Genomic DNA, 21,368 nt, shown 5'->3' with positions numbered 1-21,368 from the left:
TTTTATTGCTTCAGGTTAAGTGACAACTAGAGAGGTCAGTCGTCGAAATCCATCCAGCCGCCCATCTCCTTCCAACGATTGACGATGCCGCAGTAAAGCTCAGCCGTTTTCTCGGTGTCGTAGCGAGCTGAGTGGGCTTCCTTGCCATCGAAATCGATGCCTGCCGCCTGACACGCTTTGGCCAGCACGGTCTGGCCATAGGCAAGACCGGCCAGGGTGGCGGTGTCGAAGCTGGAGAACGGGTGGAACGGATTACGCTTGATCCCGGTACGCGCCACAGCGGCATTGAGGAAGCCGAGGTCGAAGCTGCTGTTATGGCCGACCAGAATCGCCCGTTTGCAGCTGTTGGATTTCAGCGATTTGCGCAGGCTGCGGAAGATTTCCGTCAGTGCGTGTTCTTCCGTGACGGCCATGCGCAAGGGGTGATCAAGCTTGATCCCGGTGAAGTCCAGCGCTGCCTGCTCGATGTTCGCGCCAACAAATGGCTCGACACGGAAAAACTGGGTGTGCTCCGGGTAAAGGAAGCCGCTTTCGTCCATACCAATGGTAGTGGCCGCAATTTCCAGCAGGGCATCTGTGGCGCAGTTAAAGCCACCGGTTTCCACATCCACGACTACCGGAAGGTAGCCACGGAAGCGTGCGGCCATCGGGTGGCGCGGGCCTGAGTGGCTGTTGTTCTCGGGCTCGTCGTCGTATAGGTCTTCACTCACGCGTGGTTCTCCAGCAGACGCCAGCGCATGGTTTCACCGGCGCGCAGCGGGATAACGATTTGCTCGCCAAAGGGCAAGCTGGCAGGTGCCGTCCAGTCTTCACGGACCAGGGTAATGCTGTCGCTGTTGCGCGGAAGGCCATAGAAATCCGGGCCGTTTAGGCTGGCGAAGGCTTCTAGTTTGTCCAGCGCGTTGCGCTGCTCGAAGGCTTCGGCATACAGCTCGATGGCAGCATGGGCGCTGTAGCAACCGGCGCAACCGCAGGCAGCTTCTTTAGCATGCTGGGCATGGGGAGCCGAGTCGGTGCCGAGGAAGAACTTAGTATTGCCGCTGGTGGCCGCATCTAGCAAAGCGTCCTGGTGAGTGTTGCGCTTGAGGACTGGCAGGCAAAACAGGTGCGGCCGAATACCGCCAACCAACATGTGATTGCGGTTGTAGAGCAGGTGGTGCGCGGTGATGGTCGCGCCAACGTTGGCCGAAGCACTCTGCACGAACTCCACCGCATCGCGGGTGGTGATGTGCTCGAACACCACTTTCAGGGTCGGGAAACGCTCGACCACACGGCTCAGGTGCTCACTAATAAAGATTTTTTCGCGGTCGAAGATGTCGATCTCGCTGCGCGTTACTTCACCGTGCACCAGCAGCGGCATGCCCACTTCGGCCATGGTCTCGAGCACCGGGAAAATCGTGTCGATGCTGGTTACGCCAGAATCAGAGTTGGTGGTCGCGCCGGCCGGGTAGAGCTTGGCGGCATGGACAAAGCCCGAAGCCATCGCGCTGCGGATATCAGCAGGCTGGGTCAGGTCGGTAAGGTACAGCACCATCAGGGGTTCGAAACGGCTGCCAGCCGGGCGGGCGCTAAGAATGCGCTGGCGGTAGGCATCGGCTTCACTGGCGTTGCGCACAGGCGGCACCAGGTTAGGCATGATGATGGCGCGGCCAAAGGTGCGGGCTACATCAGCGACGGTGTGAGGCAGCACGCTACCGTCACGCAGGTGGATGTGCCAGTCGTCAGGACGCAGCAGGGTAAGGCGGTCAGTCATGGAAGCTTCCAGGCGGGCAAAACGTGGCGAGAATGCTACCGGAAAAGGCCCTTGGCAGCACGCTGAAAGCGGGCTATTCAGGCAAAGCTGACTTAAGGCTGGACTGCACTGCGGCCATTCATGCGTAGCGATATAACGCCCAGCTCAAGTTTTTAGCTTTGGCACCGATAGAAAAGGGGTAAGCCGTATTCACTGGAGTCTGTCGTGCGACCCTATCCACTCGCAGTGCTGTGCCTGCTGGCAAGTCAGTCTGTTCTTGCCATCAGCTTCCAGACCCGTCTGGAGAAGATCGAGTGGCAGGTCGAAGGCGATCAGTTCGAGTGCCGTCTGTCGCAACCTATCACTGATTTTGGCTCCGGACTGTTTGTGCGCCGTGCGGGCGAGCAGGTCACGTTTAGTTTAAAAGCTCGCGAACGCTGGCTGGGAGCCGGTAACGCGACCTTGCTCGCGGCCGCTGCGCCCTGGCAGCCAGGGCGCGGCGATATCAACCTCGGCTCGGTCAGCGTGGTGCCTGCCGAAGTGCTGTTCAACAGCTCCCAAGAGCAGGGCGCGCGTTTGCTTACCGGTTTGCTTGAAGGGCGCAGCCCCTTAGTGCGACATCGCACGGCAATGGGCGGTGATGCGGTTGAAGTACGCTTGCTGCCGGCTAAGTTCAAAAAAGCCTACAACGACTATTTGGATTGCACGGCCAAGTTGTTGCCGGTGAATTTCGATCAAGTGCGCAAAAGCCTGGTGGGTTTCCCGGGCGGCGGTGTCGAGCTTGAGCCGCTGGCTCAGGCCAAGCTGGACATTATCCTGAGCTTTCTTAAGGCTGACCCCAGCGTCAATCGCATCCAGCTTGATGGTCATGCCGATAACAGTGGCAATCGCCTGACTAACCGGGACCTGTCGCGTCGCCGGGCCTTGGCGGTGATGGAGTATCTCAAAGCCAACGGTATTCCAGCCGAGCAGATCACCCTGCGCTTCCATGGTGAACGCTACCCGCTTGTGCCCAATAACAAGGAGGTTAATCGGGCAAAAAATCGCCGGGTAAGCATTCTCCTTGACCGCGTACCTGAAGCCGTTTCACCCCCTGCACCTGCGGCTGCAGCAGCTGATCCTGCTGCTACTTCTTAACACTGACTATTTACGGGCTGCTTAACAATAAACCGTCGCGTGGTCGTCACAAGCTGTCGCGCCTCTGTAAATCAGGCGACATGGGCAGTAGAATCACGGGTTTCCCGCACAACCCCGTGGAGTTGATGGCATGGCCGACGTAAACAAGGTAGTCCTGGCATATTCCGGTGGCCTGGACACTTCAGTGATCCTCAAGTGGCTGCAAGATACCTATAACTGCGAAGTGGTGACCTTCACCGCTGACCTCGGCCAAGGTGAGGAAGTCGAGCCGGCCCGCGTCAAGGCTCAGGCCATGGGCGTCAAGGAAATCTACATCGACGACCTGCGTGAAGAGTTCGTCCGCGACTTCGTCTATCCGATGTTCCGTGCCAACACCGTCTACGAAGGCGAGTACCTGCTGGGTACCTCCATTGCGCGTCCGTTGATCGCCAAGCGCTTGATCGAGATCGCCAACGAGACCGGCGCAGATGCCATCTCCCACGGCGCGACCGGAAAAGGTAATGACCAAGTACGTTTCGAACTGGGCGCTTATGCGCTCAAGCCTGGCGTGAAAGTGATTGCTCCTTGGCGCGAGTGGGATTTGCTCTCGCGTGAGAAGCTGATGGACTACGCCGAGAAGCACGCGATTCCGATCGAGCGCCACGGCAAGAAGAAGTCGCCGTACTCCATGGACGCCAACTTGCTGCACATCTCCTATGAAGGCGGTGTACTGGAAGACACCTGGACCGAGCACGAAGAAGACATGTGGAAATGGACGGTCTCCCCCGAGGCAGCGCCAGACACCGCGACCTATATCGAGTTGACTTACCGCGCCGGCGATATCGTGGCTATTGACGGCGTTGAGATGACTCCGGCTACCGTACTGGCAGAGCTGAATCGCATCGGTGGGATCAACGGCATCGGCCGGCTGGATATCGTCGAGAACCGCTTTGTCGGCATGAAGTCCCGTGGCTGCTATGAGACGCCAGGCGGTACCATCATGCTCAAAGGCCACCGCGCCATTGAGTCGATCACCCTCGATCGCGAAGTCGCGCACTTGAAAGACGAGCTGATGCCTAAGTACGCCAGCCTGATCTACAACGGTTTCTGGTGGAGCCCTGAGCGTCTGATGCTGCAGCAGATGATCGACGCGTCCCAGGCCAACGTGAACGGTGTGGTCCGGATGAAACTGTACAAGGGCAACGTGATCATCACCGGGCGTAAGTCTGATGATTCGCTATTCGACGCCAATATCGCCACCTTCGAAGAAGACGGCGGTGCTTACAACCAGCAGGACGCCGCGGGCTTTATCAAGCTCAATGCCCTGCGCATGCGTATCGCAGCTAACAAAGGCCGCAAGATGCTCTGATAGACTCGAGCACCTGAGCCACAACAAGCCCCGGCCATAAGCCGGGGTTTGCATTTATATGATGAGGAGATACCTGATGAGACTGCTGCATACCATGCTGCGCGTCGGCGATATGGATAAATCCATCGCGTTCTATACCGAAGTACTGGGCATGACCTTACTGCGGCGTAAGGACTATCCAGAAGGCCAGTTCACCTTGGCGTTCGTCGGTTACGGTGACGAAGCGCATAACAGCGTGATCGAGCTGACCCATAACTGGGGTGTGGAAAGTTACGAGCTGGGCAGCGGCTACGGCCATATAGCTTTAGAAGTGGCCGACGTCTACAAAGCCTGTGACGATATCCGTACACGCGGCGGCAAGATAACTCGTGAGCCCGGGCCGATGAAACACGGCAGCAGCATCCTGGCGTTCGTCGAAGATCCGGACGGCTACAAAATTGAATTGCTTTCGCCATCACGCGCTGACTGAGGCGTATGCGTTAGCTAAGAAAAAGCCCCGCATTGTTGCGGGGCTTTTTCTTAGGGCTTACAGATCAAAGTCGTATTCAGATATTTGTCTGTTCAGGCGGCGCTCATCCAGTAGGTTATCGATAATGCGGCGCTTGGTCAGGTTGGTCTTGGCAACCTCTGCCGGTGCCTCGGTGTCATCAGCATCATCGGCCACAAAATCGTCGTCGAGCTCAAGATTTTCTTTATCAGTGCTCATTTGTTTCACTCCAGGCTACAAGGGCCATTTGCGCACCTTATAGCGGCAAAAGCGGAGCGGGTAAAAAAGTTTTTTTCAATCGACTCATTGAGTGGCTGAATAGCCGCTCAATCGTCAGAGGTTTTTTGCTTGTATTCGCACAGGTCTTCGATGCGACAACTGCCGCAACGTGGCTTGCGCGCCTGGCACACATAGCGGCCATGCAAGATCAGCCAGTGGTGTGAGTCGAGCAGAAATTGCTTGGGTACAAACTTCATCAGCTTGTTTTCCACCTCAACAACATTCTTACCAGGAGCGATGCCGGTGCGGTTACTGACGCGAAAAATGTGCGTGTCCACCGCCATGGCCAGTTGGCGAAACGCCGTGTTAAGCACCACGTTGGCGGTCTTACGGCCTACGCCTGGCAGTGCTTCAAGCTCCTCGCGGGTTTCTGGCACCTGACTGCCGTGCCGCTCAATCAGCAGGCGGCAGGTTTCAATCACGTTTTTGGCTTTGCTGTTGTACAGGCCGATGGTCTTGATGTAATCGCTCAAGCCCTCAACGCCTAGGGCATAGATAGCTTCGGGCGTATTGGCCATCGGGAAGAGCTTGGCGGTGGCCTTGTTGACGCTCACATCGGTGGCCTGAGCTGAGAGCGTGACGGCAATCAGCAGCTCAAACGGCGAGCTATAGGCCAGCTCAGTCTTGGGCTCGGGGTTGTCTTCGTGCAGGCGGCGGAAGATTTCCAAGCGTTTAGCGGCGTTCACTCGATCACTCCGGTCACTCGCACGCGACGGCTTAGCACGGGCACTTCGACTTGTTGCGCCTTGGCCCGTTCGGCCAGCACTTCATCCACACGGTTTTTACAGGCAATCAGCAGGCCGAGGACGATAAACGCACCGGGCGGCAGAATGGCCAGCAGAAAGCCTTTGTATTCGGGTATCAGGGTGAGCTGCCAGTTGACGGCCATCGGGCCGAACAATAAATGCATATTGGCTAACACCGCACCGGTGCCAAGTAGCTCGCGCAGCGCGCCTATCATCACCAGGACGATACCGAAGCCAAGGCCCATGACTAAACCGTCATAGGCGGCGCGGGCGGGATCGTGCTTGGCTGCAAAACCGTCGGCGCGGCCGAGGATTACGCAATTGGTGGTGATCAGCGGGATAAAGATGCCGAGTATCTGGTACAGCTCGTAGGTGAAGGCCTGCATCAGCAGCTCGATGCAGGTGGTCAGGGCGGCAATAATCATCACGAAGGCCGGCAAGCGCACAGCGGTATTGACCACGCCACGCACCAACGATACCGCCGTATTGGAACAGATCAGTACCAGGGCGCTGGCTAGGGCCAGGCCGAGAGCGTTAACCGCCGAATTGCTGACGCCCAGTAGCGGACACAGGCCGAGCAGCTGCACCAGGGCCGGGTTGTTCTTCCACAAGCCGTTGATTGTGATCTCGCGATAGCTGGGACTAGCCATTGGACTTCACCTGGGCTGCGAACAGCTGTTGCTGATGGGCATCGAAATACTGCAGGGCTTTGTGTACGGCTTTGACCACGGCGCGCGGGGTGATAGTGGCGCCGGCAAACTGGTCGAATGCGCCGCGATCTTTCTTCACTGCCCAGCCATCGATGCTGGGCGTAGTCAGCGATTTGCCCTCAAAGCTGCGAACCCAGCTGCTCTTAGCTAGATCTATTTTGTCGCCAAGCCCTGGGGTTTCCCGGTGATTGAGCACACGCACGCCGGCCAGGCGGCCATCCGCCTGAATGCCGATCAGCAGTTGGATTGCGCCACTGTAACCGTCCGGTGCGGTAGCGCGGAGGATGATGGCGCTGGGTTTGCCGTCTTTGAGGGCGACATAGGCGGCTTGCGGCGATTTGTTGCCGAGTAGTGGGTCAAACAGTTCAATGCTGTTATCCAGCAAATGATTGTCATAGCTGCCTTGAGGCAGGATCTCACTGAGGGCGCGCACTTGAGCGTCGCGCTCGGCAGTGGCGATGCGTCCTGCAGTGACTTGTTGCAGTACTGCCACCAGCCCGACTGTGGCAATGGCAAATAGCCCAAGCACCAGGCTGTTTTTCAGCATCGAACGGCTAATTTCAGGCAGGGCCATGGTCACTCTCCCAGCTTGAAGCCGCGTGTCGGCTTGCGGTGGCCGTAGGTGCGCGGCCGTGTGTAGTAGTCGATGGTCGGGGCTGCCAAATTCATCAGCAACACGGCAAAGGCGACAGCATCCGGGTAACCGCCCCAGGCGCGAATCACATACACCAACAGGCCAACACCTATGCCGAAAATCAACCGGCCGAGGTTGCTGGTGGCGCCGCTGACGGGGTCGGTGACGATAAAGAAGGCGCCGAGCATGGTGGCACCGGTGAGCAGGTGAAACAGTGGTGAGCCGTGCGAGTCCGAGCCTGAGCCGTTCCAAAACAGCAAGCTCATCAGCGCTAGAGCCGCGAGCATGCCGACGGGGGCATGCCAGGTGAACAGGCGTTTGTGCAGTAGGTACAGGCCGCCCGCGAGGAAGGCTAAGTTAACCGCTTCGCTGCCTGCGCCGCCAAATCGGCCGAACGCTGGGTTTTGCGTCCACAGCTCGTCTATGGTCAGGCTTTTATTGACCTTCAAAGCGTCCAGCGCAGTGGCTTGGGCCCAGCCATCGGGCAGGTTGGCGATGCCGAGAATCTGTTGCAGGCCTTCGAGCATGCCCACCGCATGGGGAGCTGGCCAGCTGGTCATTTCTACCGGGAAGGACACCAGTACCACGACATAGCCGAGCATGGCCGGGTTGAACGGGTTTTGCCCAAGGCCGCCATACAGCTGCTTGCCTAAAATCACCGCAAAACCGGTGGCCACCACCGTTAACCACCACGGTGCATAGGGGGGCAGCGCCAAGGCCAGCAGTACGGCCGTGACTAATACGCTGTAGTCCTTGAGGAAGAACGCCACAGGGCGCTTGCGCAAGGCCAGGATGGCCGCCTCGAAGCCTAGGGCGCACAGGCTGGCCCACAGCAGGTTGAACAAGGTACCGATACCAAACAGCCAGGTCACGGCCAGGATGCCCGGTACGGCAGCCAGCAGCACCTGCAGCATCACTTGCTGGGTGCGGTTGTTGCCCTTAGCGTGGGGCGAGGTGATGCGGGGTAGGGCCATTGGTGCTCCGGTTGAACAATCTGTTGTCGGGCGAGTCAGCCGCGTAACCCACCCACCGGCCTAAAGGCCAGCGGCTTTGGCAGTTAAACTGCCTTCAGTGGGTTACGCCTAGGGCTAACCCACCCTACGATTCTATGCGCTCTGGTGCTGCGCCAGATGCTGCTCGGCGTCGGCCAGACGCTGGCGGGCCGCAGTAAGTACATCCGTTGCGCTATTGTCGTCACGCTCCAGTTTGCGCAGGTCGGCGCGAGCAAAGGCGACTTCGGTTTTCAGCGCGCGGGTGGCTTCGTCAATCGGCTTTTTGTCCGTGCGTACCAGTTCCGGCGCAGGCTTGCCGGACGCCGCTTCAGCCGCATGCAGCGCTTGCTCAGCCAGGGTCAATGCTTCTCGTAAGCTGTTGAGGGTTGCCTCGTCGCTCTGGGCTTTTTCAGCTTTCTTTAGCTCCACCCGTTTCATTGCCAGCTCGATCTTGGCCTTTTTTAGCGGGTCGATGGCTGCGGCTTCTGCTTGGGGGGCAGGCGTGACAGGTGCTTGAGCTTCAAGGTTGGCCAGCAGCGTCTGCGCAGCGTCGAGCTGGTTGCGCAGTTGTTGCAGTTCGTCCTGTTGCTCGTCGCTCGGCGCTTCGAGTTTTTCCAGCTTGCGCACCTGGGCGCGGAGCATGGCGGCGTCGATCTTGGCTTTTTTCAGCGCGCTATCGTCGGCTGTGGGGGCTGCGGCCGCCACAGGCGCTGGCGGGTCGGCTGCCAGCGCTGTATCCAGCGCCAGTTGTGCGGCAGCAGCAGCGCTGCGTAGCGCGTCGACCTGAGTTTGCAATTCGCTTGTGGCGTGGGTGGCCAGCTGCTTTTCGGCTTTCTTCAGCGCCACCTGCGCCATGCTGGCTTCGATTTTCAGTTTCTTTTGTTCGTCGCTCAGGCCCGCTGGCTTGGCGGCAGGGGCATCGCTGCCTGCCGTGGGGGCCGCTTGAGCCTGGGCGGCCTTGGCTTGCGCGGCTTTAGCGGCGCGGGCCTGGCGGTCGGCTTCTTTTTGCTCTTCGGCGCGGCGCAGGCGCTCTTGGCGCAACTCGAAACGCTGCTTGGACTGTTCGGCCTTCAGCTGTTTCTGCTCCAGATCGCGAATTTCGCCTTTGGCGGCGCGGTAATACTGCACCAGGGGGATGCTCGACGGGCAGACATAGGCGCAAGCGCCGCATTCGATGCAGTCGAACAGGTTATGTGCCCTGAGCTGCTCGTGCTCCTGGCCGATGGCGAAGAAGTGCAGCTGCTGCGGCAGCAAGCTAGCCGGGCAGGCTTCGGCACATTCACCGCAACGGATGCACGGCATGGCCGGCGGCGGCGGGGGTAGTTCGGCGGCGCTAGCGGCGAGCAGGCAGTTGGTGGTCTTGATCAGCGGGGCCGTGAAGTCGGGCAGGGTAAAACCCATCATCGGGCCGCCCATGATCAGCCGGTTCAGCTTGGCTTTATCCAGCCCGGCAAAGGCCAGCAGTTCACTGACTGGCGTGCCGAGTAATACCTCGACATTCATCGGCTGCGCCAAGGCTTCGCCCGTCAGTGTGGTGATACGCGAAATCAGTGGTTTGCCGTGGATCACAGCGTCATGGATGGCCACGCAGGTGCCGACGTTGTGGCAGAGCATGCCGATATCGGCCGGTAGGCCGCCGCTGGGCACCTCCACGCCGGTGAGGATCTGGATCAGTTGCTTCTCGCCGCCCGAGGGGTACTTGGTCGGGAACACCTTGAGCTGATAACTGCGCTCGGCCAAAGCGTCGCGCATAGCGGCGATGGCCCCGGGCTTGTTGTCTTCGATACCAATCAGCACCTGATCCGGCTTAATCAAATGCACCAGGATGTCGATCCCAGAGACCAGTTCGCTGGCGCGTTCGCGCATCAGCAGGTCATCGGCGGTGATGTAGGGTTCACACTCGGTGCCATTGATGATCAGCGTGTGGGTTTTCTGCGTGGGCCGCGCATTGAGTTTGACGGCCGTAGGAAAACCCGCGCCACCCATGCCGCTGATGCCGGCCTGACGGATCAGCTCAAGCAGGGCGCTGTGTTCCAAGTGGCGATAGTCCGGGCAAGGCGTCAGTTCGCACCACTGCTCTAGGCCGTCGCTGTCGATGACGATGGCCGGGGCGAGTATGCCGGATACGTGCGGGTATGGCTGCGGGCCGATAAAGCTGACGGTGCCAGAGGTGGGCGCATGCACGGGCACACTGACAAAACCATTAGCAGCGGCAATCAGCTGACCTTTCAGTACGCGCTCACCGACGGCGACAACTGGCTCTGCCGGCGCGCCGATATGTTGGTTAAGCGGCAGTGTCAGGTGTTTGGGCAGCGGTGCTGGCTGGATCGGCGTGCGGTTCGACAGCTCCTTGCGCTCGGCCGGGTGAATGCCGCCGGGGATGTCCCAGATACGTTGTTGTGCGGTCATGCTGCTTGCTCCCGGTCACTGGCAATAAGTTGGCCGGGGGCCAGGGGCTTTTCCCATTTCCAGTTTTGTACGCTGCTGCTAACTTCGAGCATGTCGATGCAGTCCACTGGGCAGGGCTCAACGCACAGGTCGCAGCCGGTGCATTCGCTGACGATCACCGTGTGCATCTGCTTGGCCGCGCCGACAATGGCGTCCACCGGGCAGGCCTGGATGCACTTGGTGCAGCCGATGCATTCGGCTTCGCGGATGTAGGCGACCATCTGCGGCTTTTGGCCTTCCACGGCATCCAGCGGCTCGGCTTCTACGTCGAGCAGATCAGCCAGCGCCTGAATGGTCGCTTCACCGCCGGGTGGGCATTTATTGATCTTGTCACCGCCGGCAATCGCCTCGGCGTAGGGTTTACAGCCGGGGTAGCCGCACTGACCGCACTGGGTTTGCGGCAGCAAGGCGTTGATCTGTTCAGCAATCGGGTTGCCTTCGACCTTGAAGCGCACCGCTGCGAAACCAAGGATGGCGCCGGCCACCAGGCACAGGGTGAGCAATGCTAGAACGGCGATCAGCACCAGGCTCATAGCTTGATCAGCCCGCTAAAGCCCATAAAGGCCAGCGACATTAGCCCGGCGGTGATCATGCCGATAGCCGCGCCCTGGAAGGACTTCGGCACATCGGCAATGGCAATGCGCTCACGCATGGCTGCAAACAACACCAGCACCAGGGAGAAGCCCAGTCCGGCGGCGAAGCCATTGGCGGTGGCGCTGATAAAGGTGAATTCGGCCTTGTTGGCGTTGAGCAAGGCTACGCCGAGGACGATGCAGTTGGTGGTGATCAGCGGCAGGAAGATGCCCAGCACGCGGTAAAGCAACGGGCTGGTTTTGTTCACCACCATCTCGGTGAACTGCACCACCACGGCGATCACCAGAATAAAACTGATAGTGCGCAGGTATTCGATATCCAGCGGCTTGAGCACGTACTGCTGGACCAGATAGCTGCACATGGCCGCCAGGGTCAGCACGAAGGTGGTGGCCAGCGAAAGACCAATCGCCGTCTCGATTTTCTTTGAGACGCCCATAAACGGGCACAGGCCAAGGAACTGGACCAACACGAAGTTGTTAACCAGGATGGCGCTGACCATGATCAAGGCGAGTTCGGTCATTGCAGGTTCCGTTAATGGACGGGCAAAGGCCGCAGGAAAAGGGTGCCTATTATCGATAAGCCGATGCAGCCATACAAGCTGGATCAGCGTTCCTGAGGTGTGGGCATAAGGCTAGCGCAGACAGAGAGTCCTGACTGCGCTGATCCGTCGCAGCGGGTTACTTAACTCGCTGACCCGGCTTCGCGCCGCTGTCGGGGCTGAGCAGGTAAATTTCCTCACCACCAGGGCCGGCAGCCAGCACCATGCCTTCGGATACGCCGAACTTCATCTTACGCGCCGCCAGGTTGGCCACGTACAGGGTCATACGGCCTTCCAGCTTGCTTGGGTCGGGGTAGGCGCTCTTGATGCCACTGAACACATTGCGCTTGGCGTCGCCGATATCCAGGGTCAGGCGCAGCAGCTTGTCAGCGCCTTCAACGAACTCGCATTTCTCGATAAGGGCGATACGCAGATCAACGGCGGCAAAGGCATCGAAAGCGATCTCGGCAGCCAACGGATCTTTGCTCAGCTCGCCATTTCCTTGGGCCGCGGGTGCTGCTTCGCTGGCGGCCAGGTCTTCCTTGGATGCTTCAATCAACGCTTCGACTTTCGCCGGCTCGATCCGGGTGAGTAGGGCATTGAACGGGTTGAGCTGATGGTCCGCCAGTAGGTACTGATGGTCGTCCCAGGTCAATGGCGCGACATTGAGGAAGGCTTCGGCATCTTTAGCCAGCTGCGGCAGTACCGGTTTCAAGAAAATCACCAACTGGCGGAACAGGTTTATGCCCAAAGCGCAGATAGCCTGAACTTCAGCTTCTTTGCCTTCTTGCTTATTGAGCGACCAGGGGGCTTTATCGGCGATCCAGGCATTGGCTCGGTCGGCCAGGCCCATGATTTCGCGCATTGCGCGGGCAAAATCGCGGGTCTCATAGGCTTCGGCGATAGACGGTGTGGCCGCGTCAAAAGCCTCGGTCAACTCCGGCGCAATATTGCCAGCCAGAAGAAGACCATTATTGCCCTTGTGGATAAAGCCGGCGCAGCGGCTGGCGATATTCACTACCTTGCCGACCAAGTCGGAATTGACCTTTTGGATGAAGTCGTCAAGGTTGAGGTCAAGGTCATCGACGCCACGGCCCAGCTTGGCTGCGTAGTAGTAACGCAGGTACTCCGGGTTGAGGTGGTCCAGGTAGGTGCGCGCTTTGATAAAGGTGCCGCGTGACTTGGACATCTTCTGGCCGTTGACCGTCAGGTAGCCGTGTACGGCGACCGCAGTGGGCTTGCGATAGCCGGCGCCTTCAAGCATGGCCGGCCAGAACAGGGTGTGGAAGTTGACGATGTCTTTGCCGATAAAGTGGTACAGCTCAGCAGTCGACTCTTTACCCCAGAACGCGTCGAAATCCAGTTCGGGCGAACGCGCACAGAGGTTTTTGAAGCTGGCCATGTAACCGATGGGGGCGTCCAGCCAGACGTAGAAGTACTTGCCGGGTTCGTCCGGGATTTCAAAACCGAAGTAGGGCGCATCACGGCTGATGTCCCATTCATGCAAGCCGGAATCTAGCCATTCGGCGATTTTATTGGCTACGGCGTCCTGCAATGCGCCGCTGCGGGTCCAGCTTTTCAGCATGGCCTCGAAGTCCGGTAGCTTGAAAAAGAAGTGCTTGGAGTCGCGCAGTTCCGGAACAGCGCCCGAGATCGCCGAGCGCGGGTTTTTCAGCTCGGTCGGTTCGTAGGTGGCACCGCATTTCTCGCAGTTATCGCCATACTGGTCCTCGGTCGCGCATTTTGGACAGGTACCCTTGATGAAGCGGTCGGCGAGGAACATGCCCTTTTCAGGGTCGAAGTACTGCGTGACCGAGCGCGTGGCGATATGCCCGGCATCACGCAGCTTCAGGTAGATGGCCGCTGACAGCTCGCGGTTCTCATCCGAGTGAGTCGAATGGTAGTTGTCGAAGTTCACCCCGAAATCAGCAAAATCCGCAGTGTGTTCGGCTTGTACTTTTGCGATCAACTGCTCTGGGGTGATGCCTTCTTTCTCAGCACGCAGCATGATGGCTGAGCCGTGTGCGTCGTCAGCGCAGACATAGATGGCCTGGTTGCCGCGCAGCTTCTGGAAACGCACCCACATGTCGGTCTGGATGTACTCGAGCATATGGCCGAGGTGGATCGAGCCGTTGGCATAGGGCAGGGCGCTGGTAACGAGAATCTTGCGGGCTTGGCTCATGGGAATTGGCTGCATTGGTAACTCAGAGAAGCCGGCAACTATATAGCGGCGGCGGATATTTTTCATCCTTGCGCGGCCAATGCCTGGTATGAGGGCTGAAGGTGGCGTGGGGTTAATCACCCGCGGATGCGCACCGCTGGCAGGTCAGTGGGTTAACATGCCTGCCTGCTTTACTCAGCCTTTTGGAGCCCACCATGAGTGTCGTTACCCGCGCAGCGGTTGAAGCCGCGTTGTCCCAATACACCGATCCCCACCTGAATCAGGACCCGGTCAGCGCTGGCTGCGTGCGTGAGGTGGATATCCAGGGTGGTCAAGTCAAGGTGCGTCTGCAGTTGGGCTATGCCGCCGGGCTTTTCAAAACAGGCTGGGCGCAAATGCTGCAAATGGCCTTGGAGAGCCTCGACGGCGTAGAGCGTGCGCAGGTGCAGGTGGACTGTGTGATCGAAGCGCACAAAGCGCAGGATCAGGTCCCGGCACTGGCGAATGTGAAAAACGTGATTGCCGTGGCGTCAGGCAAGGGCGGTGTGGGCAAGTCCACTACTGCGGCTAACCTGGCACTGGCGCTGGCCCGCGAAGGCGCGAAGGTCGGTATTCTGGATGCCGATATCTATGGGCCGAGCCAGGGCATCATGTTTGGTATCGCCGAAGGCACGCGGCCAGAGGTAAAAGATCAAAAGTGGTTTGTGCCGCTCAAAGCCCATGGCGTGGAAGTGATGTCCATGGCCTTTCTTACCGATGAGAACACCCCGGTGGTCTGGCGTGGGCCGATGGTCTCCGGTGCATTGCTGCAGTTGATCACTCAGACAGCCTGGAATGACTTGGATTATCTGGTCGTCGACATGCCGCCGGGCACGGGTGACATTCAGTTGACCTTGGCGCAAAAAGTGCCAGTGGCCGGCGCGGTGATTGTCACTACACCGCAGGATCTGGCGCTGCTGGATGCTAAGAAGGGCGTTGAAATGTTCCGTAAGGTGAATATTCCGGTGCTGGGGGTGGTGGAAAACATGGCCGTGCATATTTGCTCGAACTGTGGCCATGCAGAGCATTTGTTTGGTGAGGGCGGCGGCGAAAAACTGGCGGCGCAGTTCAGCGTCGACCTGCTGGCCTCGTTACCGTTGTCGATGGCTATCCGCATGCAGTCCGATGGTGGCAAGCCGACCACCATCGCCGATCCGGAAAGCCAGATCGCGATGATCTATCAAGAAACCGCTCGCAATGTTGGTGCGCGCATTGCTCAAGGTGGCGCGCAGCGGGCGATGCCGAGCATCGTCGTCAGCGAAGATTGATTGGTTCGTGGCGCATGCAAGTGCGCCGCATCTTGCACAGAGATAAATAAGCGCCCACAAAAAAGCCCCGCACATGGCGGGGCTTTTTATCAAGCGAGGTTAGTGCAGGTTATACAACCTGAACTTCCTCAGCCTGCATGCCTTTCTGGCCACGGGTAGCGACGAAAGTCACTGCCTGGCCTTCTTTCAGGCTCTTAAAGCCATCGCTCTGGATAGCTTTGAAGTGTACGAACAGGTCGTCACCGGACTGTGGGGTGATGAAGCCGTAGCCTTTCTCATCGTTGAACCACTTAACGGTGCCATTTTGACGATTCGACATGTTATGTCTCCTAAAAATTTTATTAACAGCCCTGGAAAAGCCCAGGCCGGGACTGAGTGCAACGAGTACTAGGAGTCGTACGATGTTTGGATCGAAATCTAGGCATCATGAAGCGATTCGCGGTGACACATGCAGCACAGTGGCGCACACAATACCCGCTTTTAGCGCTAAGCGCGAATGCTCTGTGCATCTTTCTGTTATTTAGGCGCAGATCGATTCTTGGCGATTTGCACCATGGCTGTTTCCACAGCCTTTGAACCCAATCGTCCGGCCCGGTAAGATGCGAGCATCTTTTCACCCTTCGTTACAGCAGGACAGTCGCCATGAGCATTAAATCGGATAAGTGGATTCGCCGCATGGCTCAAGAGCACGGCATGATCGAGCCTTTCGTTGAGCGCCAAGTGCGCAATGAAGGTGCTGAGAAGCTGATCTCTTACGGGGTTTCCAGCTATGGCTACGATGTGCGTTGTGCCGATGAGTTCAAGGTATTTACCAATATTAATTCGGCCACAGTCGACCCCAAAAACTTCGATGAGAAGAGCTTTGTCGATGTAAAGAGTGATGTGTGCATTATTCCGCCCAACTCCTTTGCCTTGGCCCGCACCGTGGAATTCTTTAGGATTCCACGTGATGTACTGACCATCTGTCTAGGCAAAAGCACCTACGCGCGTTGCGGCATCATCGTCAACGTCACCCCGCTTGAGCCGGAGTGGGAGGGTCATGTGACCTTGGAGTTTTCCAATACCACCACCTTGCCGGCGAAGATTTATGCCAATGAAGGTGTCGCGCAGATGCTGTTTTTTCAGTCCGATGAGCCCTGTGAGGTTTCTTACAAGGACCGCGGGGGCAAGTATCAAGGGCAGCTGGGCGTCACGTTGCCGCGGACCTGATACACAGCGTAAATAAAAAGCCGGGCAATGCCCGGCTTTTTTGTGCTCATTGTTATGGTGCTAGCGGCAGTTCGCGTTTGTGGCGGGTGTTGTCGTAGGTGCGCACGATGATGTCATAGGCTTCTTCGCGCACTGACAGTCCGTGTAAGAATGCATCAATCTCGGTATAGCTGACACCATGCGCTTCTTCGTCAGGCTTGCCGGGGCGCAACTCTTCCAGGTCTGCAGTCGGTACCTTGAGTACCAAGTTTTCCGGTGCGCCCAGGTACTTCGCGATGGAGCGCACCTGGCCTTTGACCAAGCCGGACAGTGGTGCGAGGTCGCAAGCGCCGTCACCAAACTTAGTGAAAAAGCCCATGACCGCCTCGGCGGCGTGATCGGTGCCGATCACCAAGCCATTGTTAGCGTTGGCGATGGTGAACTGGGCGACCATGCGAAGCCGGGCTTTGACATTGCCCATGACAAAATCGCGGCGAGCCGCGCTGAGATTTTGCAGGTGAGTAATTTGTGCACCCAGACCTAGCGCACTGCTTTCGATATTGACCGTATCTTCTTCATCAGCGCGGATAAATTGCAGGGAGGCCTGGGCGTCATGTTCGTCGTGTTGAGTGCCATGGGGCAGGCGTACAGCGATAAAGCGGTAGGCCGAATCGCCGCTCTCACCACGCAATTCCTCAACGGAAAGCTGCGCCAATCTGCCGGCGGTCAGTGAGTCGACGCCGCCGCTGATACCCAGCACCAGTACCTTCAGCCCCGAATTCTTCAAGCAGTTTTTAATAAAGGCTTTGCGCCGGTCGACCTGCGCGACCAGTGCGGCTTCGTCGGCGAAGGGCGGGACTACGTCGAGCGCTGCAGCAATTTCGGCTTGGCGGTTGCTCATTTCAACGTCCTCACTGGGAGCAGAACACATGGCTTGTGCAGTCACACGGCAGGTATACCCGGCTGTAAGGCAGCAAGCGTTAGCAGAATGCGTAAAGCTTACGTTGAAGTGGCTGTGAAGTGCACGCTAGAGGTGCTTGGATACGCTAACTAATGTGTCGAAGCTAAATCGCAGGCAAAAGAAAGGGCGCTAGAAGCGCCCTAAAACGATGATGTGTGGAGTAAGTCCACTTTGTCAGAGCGGCAGTTGTTGGATTGGTTCAGTAACTACCGACGAGCGGTCATTCATGTGCGGCTTCGCTTTAGTTCGCTGGCATCAGCAGCAAGCGCTTGTTGCCATACACCTTGTCGAGATTGCGTGGCTGAAAGGGAAAGCTCATGTAGCTGCCCTTGAGCCAGGCATCGATACCGTCGGCGTAGTGTTTGCTAGCTGGGTTGCCGGATTGCCCTGAGCTGTTAAGGCCGATCAGCGGTTCCTCGCGGCCGAAGTCGACGACGATGCGCATGGCGGGAATCAACCAAGTGTCGAAGTTCTCGCCCCAGTTATATGCCGCCACATTCAGCGTGCTGTGATCGCCGCCTGCCGGGTAAGGGCCGCGATCCAGATAGCCCTTGATGGCATTGATGCTACTGCGCTGGCTGGCGCTCATGTACGGCGCAAGTTGGCTGGTTTCGGTTGTCCAGTTGTAGGTGTGCAACTTGCCCCACTGCCAGGCGCTGCGTTCAACGCCCAGCTTGCTTTCCAGTAGCGTGACTGCGCCTGCCAGGCTGCGCGCCAGGATGGTCGGTTTGTCTTCTTGCTGCGCGGTGCTGCGATCGTTCCAGAAGGGGCTGTCTTCACGGCCCAGCAAGTGGTCCGCCTGAGCGGAGTAGGAACTGTTGGCGGTTTCGACGAATGCCTTCCAGGCCGGTGTATTTTCCGGGCCCAGTTCGTCGAGGAAAGTTTCCCGCGCGCTCTGATAAAGGAAGGCGCTGTACAACGCGGCATCTGCCGAGGTGGCGGCCATCTTGCCATCGAATTTCAGCAGTCGGCTGTGCGCTTCACGGGCTTTGTTACGGTCTGCAGCTGGCATGGAGTCGATAGCGGCTTTTAGACCCTCGGCCATGCCTGGAGCGCTAAACATGTTTTGCAGCTTGGCGGCAAAGGGCGAGGTCTGGTCGTACTGCATGGCGATCATGCTCTGGCTGTCATGTCGACCGGTAGCGGCTAGCTGAGCTATACGCTCGGCGCGTTCTGGGTAGAACCAAGAGTTGGACAGCTGCATGCCATATCCGCGCGGTACCGTACGCTGGTTTGCGGTGCCTAGCCAGCCTTGCGGCGGGTCCTGATCGTAGGGGTGCAGCATGGGATCGGCGAAGCCATCCCATTCGTACTGGCTATCCCAGCCGGGTGAGGGCATCAGACCTAGGCCCGCGCGGCGATTGGGGAAGCGCCCGGTCACTTGCCAGCCTATATGTTGCGCATCAGCGAAGACGATATTCAGCGGCATGGCGCGGATTTCACGGGTGGCCTCAAAGGCCTGCTCGACCGACTGCGCGCGCGACAGGTCGAAGAAGGCATCGAGGGTCTGGTCTGCTTCGAATGGGGTGGTTTTCAGTGCCAGGCCATAGCCGCTGTTCAGCTGCATAGGCTGCAGCTTGTGTTTGCGCCCACCCAGTACCGAATTCAACAGTGGGCCATGGCGGGTTTCGAAAATGGTCTCGCGGATTGGCCGCTGCCCTTTGATGAAGAAGGTCTCTTGACGCTCTTGCGCGGGCAGCCATTTGCCGTCAGCGAGGTAGTGCAGGCGGCCATTCTGGCGTCTGACTTGCTCAAGAAATAAATCCTGATTATCGCCCATGACCATGGTCATGCCCCAGCCTAGCTTGCCATTGAAGCCCGCTACGATAGCGGGTACGCCAGCAATTGAGACGCCGGCGGCTTGGTATTTGGGTGAGCGGATCTGTACAAAATTCCACACGGATGGCATCGACAGTGGCAAGTGGGTGTCGTTGGCCAGTAAGCTTTTGCCGCTGCGCGTACGCTGAGGAGCGAAGGCCCAGTTGTTAGACGCGGCTACGCCGAGCATGTGCGCATCGGCAAATTGGCTGACGGCTTCACTGACCGCGCTTAGGCCCGCCAGCTGACCATTGAGCTTGAGCCCCTTAAGCTTGTCGGCCTCTTCGAGTGGTAAGGGTTCGTCGGGGTAGGTCGGTAGCAGCCAGGCGAGTTGCTCGCTGCCGACTTTTTGCGCGAGTACCAGTGCGGCGATTTCTTCTTGCAGGTTCACTGAAAGACCGAAATTCAGCAGGCAAAACACCAGAGCCGAGTCTTCGGCTTTCCAGTACGCCGGACGATAGCCGGATTCGGCCAGGTCCATTGGTAGTCTGTCGCGGTAGCGGAACAGATAGGCGTTGACCCCGCGTGCATAAACCTCGAAGAAGCGTTTTATCCGCGGAGAAGTGTTGCTGTAGAGCACCTCAGCGCTTTTTTTCAGGTTGACCGCGCGCATGAAGCGGTCCATTTCCAGTACGCCTGGACCAGCCATTTCGGCCAGACGGCCTTCGGCCATTAAGCGCAGGCCAACCATTTGGCTCAGGCGGTCACTGGCGTGCACATAGCCTAGGGCGAACAGGGCGTCATGGAATGTGTTGGTTTCGATCAGCGGCATGCCTAACGGGTTACGGCGTATTACCACGCTTTGAGCCAGACCTTTGACCCTCTCGATACCTTGATCCGGGGGTACGCTGTCGCCGAAGCGGCTGCTCAGGAATGACTGGCAGCCACTCAGTGCGACTGCTGCCGTCAGTATGGCGGCGAGGCTGAGATGAGCCATGGGGCGTATCGCGCGCGCTAGCATGCAGCTGGCTCCTTGCGGATGGAAACCGATTGAGTGAAGTGGCGCCTTCCGGCAAGTGCGACGACGTTCAGGTACGGACCCACTACGTTAGCCAGCGGCCATGCCCCTGACAAGGCGCATGGCGGGTTAAATCAGGCGTTTTATCGGGCTGGCGGCAGGGCTTCGTCGAGTAGCCAGCGGGCAGCGGCGCGAGCCGCCGCCTTGTGCTGCAACTCCAGTTCGCTGAAGTGCTGCTCATGTTGGCGGCGCACGCTTTTCTCCAGGGCTTTCCACTCGGCGTGGGTTGGCACTTGGGTGGTTGCCGCAAACAACTGATGAAAAACCTCACAGTGCTGATTCTGGCTGAGGCTGCTGTCGAAGTTATCCAGCAGTACTTTGATCCGAATCGCGCCCTCGATCAGCGGTAGCTGGCCATCGAGCAAGCTACTAGCGAGGATGCGTAAATCGCCAGCGATGCGTTCGCGTTGCGAAGTGATCGCTTCGGCTTGCGCTTTTTCCTTGCTCCAGACGCGACGCCACAGCTGCAGTGCGTAAAGCGCCAGTGCGGTAATCAGTACGCCGCTTGCGATCAGTACGAGCAAGTTGAGGTTATTCATCGCAGGCTTACGCGCCGTGGCATTTTTTGAATTTCTTCTGGCTGCCGCAAGGGCAAGGGTCATTGCGGCCAACGTCTTTAAGAGCGTTGCGCGCAGGCTCGTGGTGGCCATGATTGCAATCGGGCCCATGTACGTGTCCATGATCATGGTCGTGGCTATGGTCGTGGCTATGGTCGTGATCGTGGGTGCAGTCAGGACCGTGAACGTGTTCTTGCTGGGTCATGCGAGTTACTCCTGGAGGTAATTGCCGGGAATTATCTCGCCATTGCGCGACATGTGCACGCTCCGTCCGAACAACCAGCCGGTTTTCACTGCGCCTTGCAATCGATAGGGGATGGGTTCGTCAGGTCTGTCTAGCGCTTTGACGATCTGCCGCAGGTGTCGCCAGAGGTTAGTACGGACCGGAACGTTGAAACTGTAGTGGCCGTGGGCCGGCACGGTGAAGGAGGCATTCGATTCGCCTTCAGCCAGCTTTACCTGATTCAGATGCACGATGTAGTCCAGCCCGCGCACCGGCAGGCTGAAGTTATTGGGGTTGTCGATACGAAAGCGCAACATGAAATGCTGCTCCAGCAGTCTAGCCTTGACCACATCGACGTTGACCAAGCGGACCTCAGGGTCTTTAAAGTCGCCTGATGACCAAGAGGAACAACCACCGAGGGCCGAAGATAGACCAAAAAATAGCAATAGGCTGAGAATTCTTATCGTTTGCGCCTGATAAAACATTGCTT

The 21,368-nt window shown here is 58.3% G+C and carries 22 protein-coding genes; 5 read left to right on the top strand and 17 right to left on the bottom strand.

Features of this window, described 5'->3' with window-relative positions:
• Window positions 1-35: 35 nt before the first annotated feature.
• The gene (rnt, locus tag BMZ32_RS13460; protein ID WP_090242793.1) at window positions 36-710 is read right to left on the bottom strand and encodes a ribonuclease T; all 675 of its coding nucleotides are present in this window, start codon (window positions 708-710) and stop codon (window positions 36-38) included.
• Window positions 707-1,753, bottom strand: a complete 1,047-nt coding sequence (gene pyrC, locus BMZ32_RS13455; RefSeq protein ID WP_090242791.1) for a dihydroorotase — start codon at window positions 1,751-1,753, stop codon at window positions 707-709. Before pyrC ends, rnt begins: the two co-directional genes overlap by 4 nt.
• A 204-nt stretch (window positions 1,754-1,957) precedes the next feature.
• On the opposite strand from pyrC, the gene BMZ32_RS13450 reads away from it, so the two are divergent.
• From BMZ32_RS13450 to gloA, 3 genes are all read left to right on the top strand, one after another.
• Window positions 1,958-2,869, top strand: coding sequence for a flagellar protein MotY (locus BMZ32_RS13450; protein ID WP_090242789.1), 912 nt, complete (start codon window positions 1,958-1,960; stop codon window positions 2,867-2,869).
• A 130-nt stretch (window positions 2,870-2,999) separates the two neighbouring features.
• Window positions 3,000-4,217, top strand: a complete 1,218-nt coding sequence (locus tag BMZ32_RS13445) for an argininosuccinate synthase (RefSeq protein WP_090242786.1) — start codon at window positions 3,000-3,002, stop codon at window positions 4,215-4,217.
• A gap of 76 nt (window positions 4,218-4,293) precedes the next feature.
• On the top strand, window positions 4,294-4,686 hold the full coding sequence (gene gloA, locus BMZ32_RS13440) for a lactoylglutathione lyase (protein ID WP_090242784.1): 393 nt from the start codon (window positions 4,294-4,296) through the stop codon (window positions 4,684-4,686).
• Window positions 4,687-4,743: 57 nt separating this feature from the next.
• Here the strand turns inward: gloA and BMZ32_RS13435 are convergent, their stop codons facing one another.
• The 9 genes from BMZ32_RS13435 to metG form a co-directional block, all read right to left on the bottom strand.
• A complete protein-coding gene (locus BMZ32_RS13435; RefSeq protein ID WP_090242782.1) occupies window positions 4,744-4,923 on the bottom strand; it encodes a PA3496 family putative envelope integrity protein in 180 nt (59 codons plus the stop codon).
• A gap of 107 nt (window positions 4,924-5,030) precedes the next feature.
• Entirely contained in the window at window positions 5,031-5,669 is a 639-nt protein-coding gene (gene nth, locus BMZ32_RS13430; RefSeq protein ID WP_090242780.1) for an endonuclease III, read from the bottom strand.
• On the bottom strand, window positions 5,666-6,379 hold the full coding sequence (locus BMZ32_RS13425; RefSeq protein ID WP_090242778.1) for an electron transport complex subunit E: 714 nt from the start codon (window positions 6,377-6,379) through the stop codon (window positions 5,666-5,668). Before BMZ32_RS13425 ends, nth begins: the two co-directional genes overlap by 4 nt.
• On the bottom strand, window positions 6,372-7,013 hold the full coding sequence (gene rsxG, locus BMZ32_RS13420) for an electron transport complex subunit RsxG (protein ID WP_090242776.1): 642 nt from the start codon (window positions 7,011-7,013) through the stop codon (window positions 6,372-6,374). The genes BMZ32_RS13425 and rsxG overlap by 8 nt, the downstream gene beginning before the upstream one ends.
• A 2-nt stretch (window positions 7,014-7,015) precedes the next feature.
• Window positions 7,016-8,047 (bottom strand): RnfABCDGE type electron transport complex subunit D, encoded by a 1,032-nt coding sequence (locus tag BMZ32_RS13415; protein WP_090242774.1) that lies wholly within the window; start codon window positions 8,045-8,047, stop codon window positions 7,016-7,018.
• A gap of 132 nt (window positions 8,048-8,179) precedes the next feature.
• The gene (gene rsxC / locus BMZ32_RS13410) at window positions 8,180-10,474 is read right to left on the bottom strand and encodes an electron transport complex subunit RsxC (protein ID WP_090242772.1); all 2,295 of its coding nucleotides are present in this window, start codon (window positions 10,472-10,474) and stop codon (window positions 8,180-8,182) included.
• Window positions 10,471-11,046, bottom strand: a complete 576-nt coding sequence (rsxB, locus tag BMZ32_RS13405; protein WP_090242770.1) for an electron transport complex subunit RsxB — start codon at window positions 11,044-11,046, stop codon at window positions 10,471-10,473. Before rsxB ends, rsxC begins: the two co-directional genes overlap by 4 nt.
• Complete coding sequence (gene rsxA, locus BMZ32_RS13400; RefSeq protein WP_090242768.1) at window positions 11,043-11,627, bottom strand: electron transport complex subunit RsxA; 585 nt, start codon at window positions 11,625-11,627, stop codon at window positions 11,043-11,045. Before rsxA ends, rsxB begins: the two co-directional genes overlap by 4 nt.
• 157 nt (window positions 11,628-11,784) lie before the next feature.
• Window positions 11,785-13,827, bottom strand: coding sequence for a methionine--tRNA ligase (gene metG, locus BMZ32_RS13395; protein WP_090242766.1), 2,043 nt, complete (start codon window positions 13,825-13,827; stop codon window positions 11,785-11,787).
• A 194-nt stretch (window positions 13,828-14,021) separates the two neighbouring features.
• On the opposite strand from metG, the gene apbC reads away from it, so the two are divergent.
• Entirely contained in the window at window positions 14,022-15,113 is a 1,092-nt protein-coding gene (apbC, locus tag BMZ32_RS13390; protein WP_090242764.1) for an iron-sulfur cluster carrier protein ApbC, read from the top strand.
• A gap of 109 nt (window positions 15,114-15,222) precedes the next feature.
• On the opposite strand, the gene BMZ32_RS13385 is transcribed toward apbC, so the two are convergent.
• A complete protein-coding gene (locus BMZ32_RS13385) occupies window positions 15,223-15,432 on the bottom strand; it encodes a cold-shock protein (protein WP_090242762.1) in 210 nt (69 codons plus the stop codon).
• A gap of 323 nt (window positions 15,433-15,755) precedes the next feature.
• Between BMZ32_RS13385 and dcd the strand changes: the two genes are divergently transcribed.
• Window positions 15,756-16,322, top strand: a complete 567-nt coding sequence (gene dcd, locus BMZ32_RS13380; RefSeq protein ID WP_090242759.1) for a dCTP deaminase — start codon at window positions 15,756-15,758, stop codon at window positions 16,320-16,322.
• A 52-nt stretch (window positions 16,323-16,374) separates the two neighbouring features.
• Here the strand turns inward: dcd and nadE are convergent, their stop codons facing one another.
• The 5 genes from nadE to BMZ32_RS13355 form a co-directional block, all read right to left on the bottom strand.
• The gene (nadE, locus tag BMZ32_RS13375; RefSeq protein WP_090242757.1) at window positions 16,375-17,202 is read right to left on the bottom strand and encodes an ammonia-dependent NAD(+) synthetase; all 828 of its coding nucleotides are present in this window, start codon (window positions 17,200-17,202) and stop codon (window positions 16,375-16,377) included.
• Between the two features lie 301 nt (window positions 17,203-17,503).
• The gene (locus tag BMZ32_RS13370) at window positions 17,504-20,017 is read right to left on the bottom strand and encodes a penicillin acylase family protein (protein WP_244153975.1); all 2,514 of its coding nucleotides are present in this window, start codon (window positions 20,015-20,017) and stop codon (window positions 17,504-17,506) included.
• Window positions 20,018-20,181: 164 nt separating this feature from the next.
• The gene (locus tag BMZ32_RS13365) at window positions 20,182-20,637 is read right to left on the bottom strand and encodes a DUF2489 domain-containing protein (protein WP_090242755.1); all 456 of its coding nucleotides are present in this window, start codon (window positions 20,635-20,637) and stop codon (window positions 20,182-20,184) included.
• Window positions 20,638-20,644: 7 nt separating this feature from the next.
• Entirely contained in the window at window positions 20,645-20,860 is a 216-nt protein-coding gene (locus BMZ32_RS13360) for an SEC-C metal-binding domain-containing protein (RefSeq protein WP_090242753.1), read from the bottom strand.
• Window positions 20,861-20,865: 5 nt separating this feature from the next.
• On the bottom strand, window positions 20,866-21,363 hold the full coding sequence (locus tag BMZ32_RS13355) for an LEA/WHy family protein (RefSeq protein ID WP_090242751.1): 498 nt from the start codon (window positions 21,361-21,363) through the stop codon (window positions 20,866-20,868).
• Window positions 21,364-21,368: the final 5 nt, after the last annotated feature.

The organism is Pseudomonas guineae, from assembly GCF_900113745.1.
In the GTDB taxonomy this organism is placed as follows: domain Bacteria; phylum Pseudomonadota; class Gammaproteobacteria; order Pseudomonadales; family Pseudomonadaceae; genus Aquipseudomonas; species Aquipseudomonas guineae.
The sequence above is the reverse complement of the archived record's forward strand: the minus strand, read 5'-3'. Positions and strand labels throughout refer to the sequence as shown.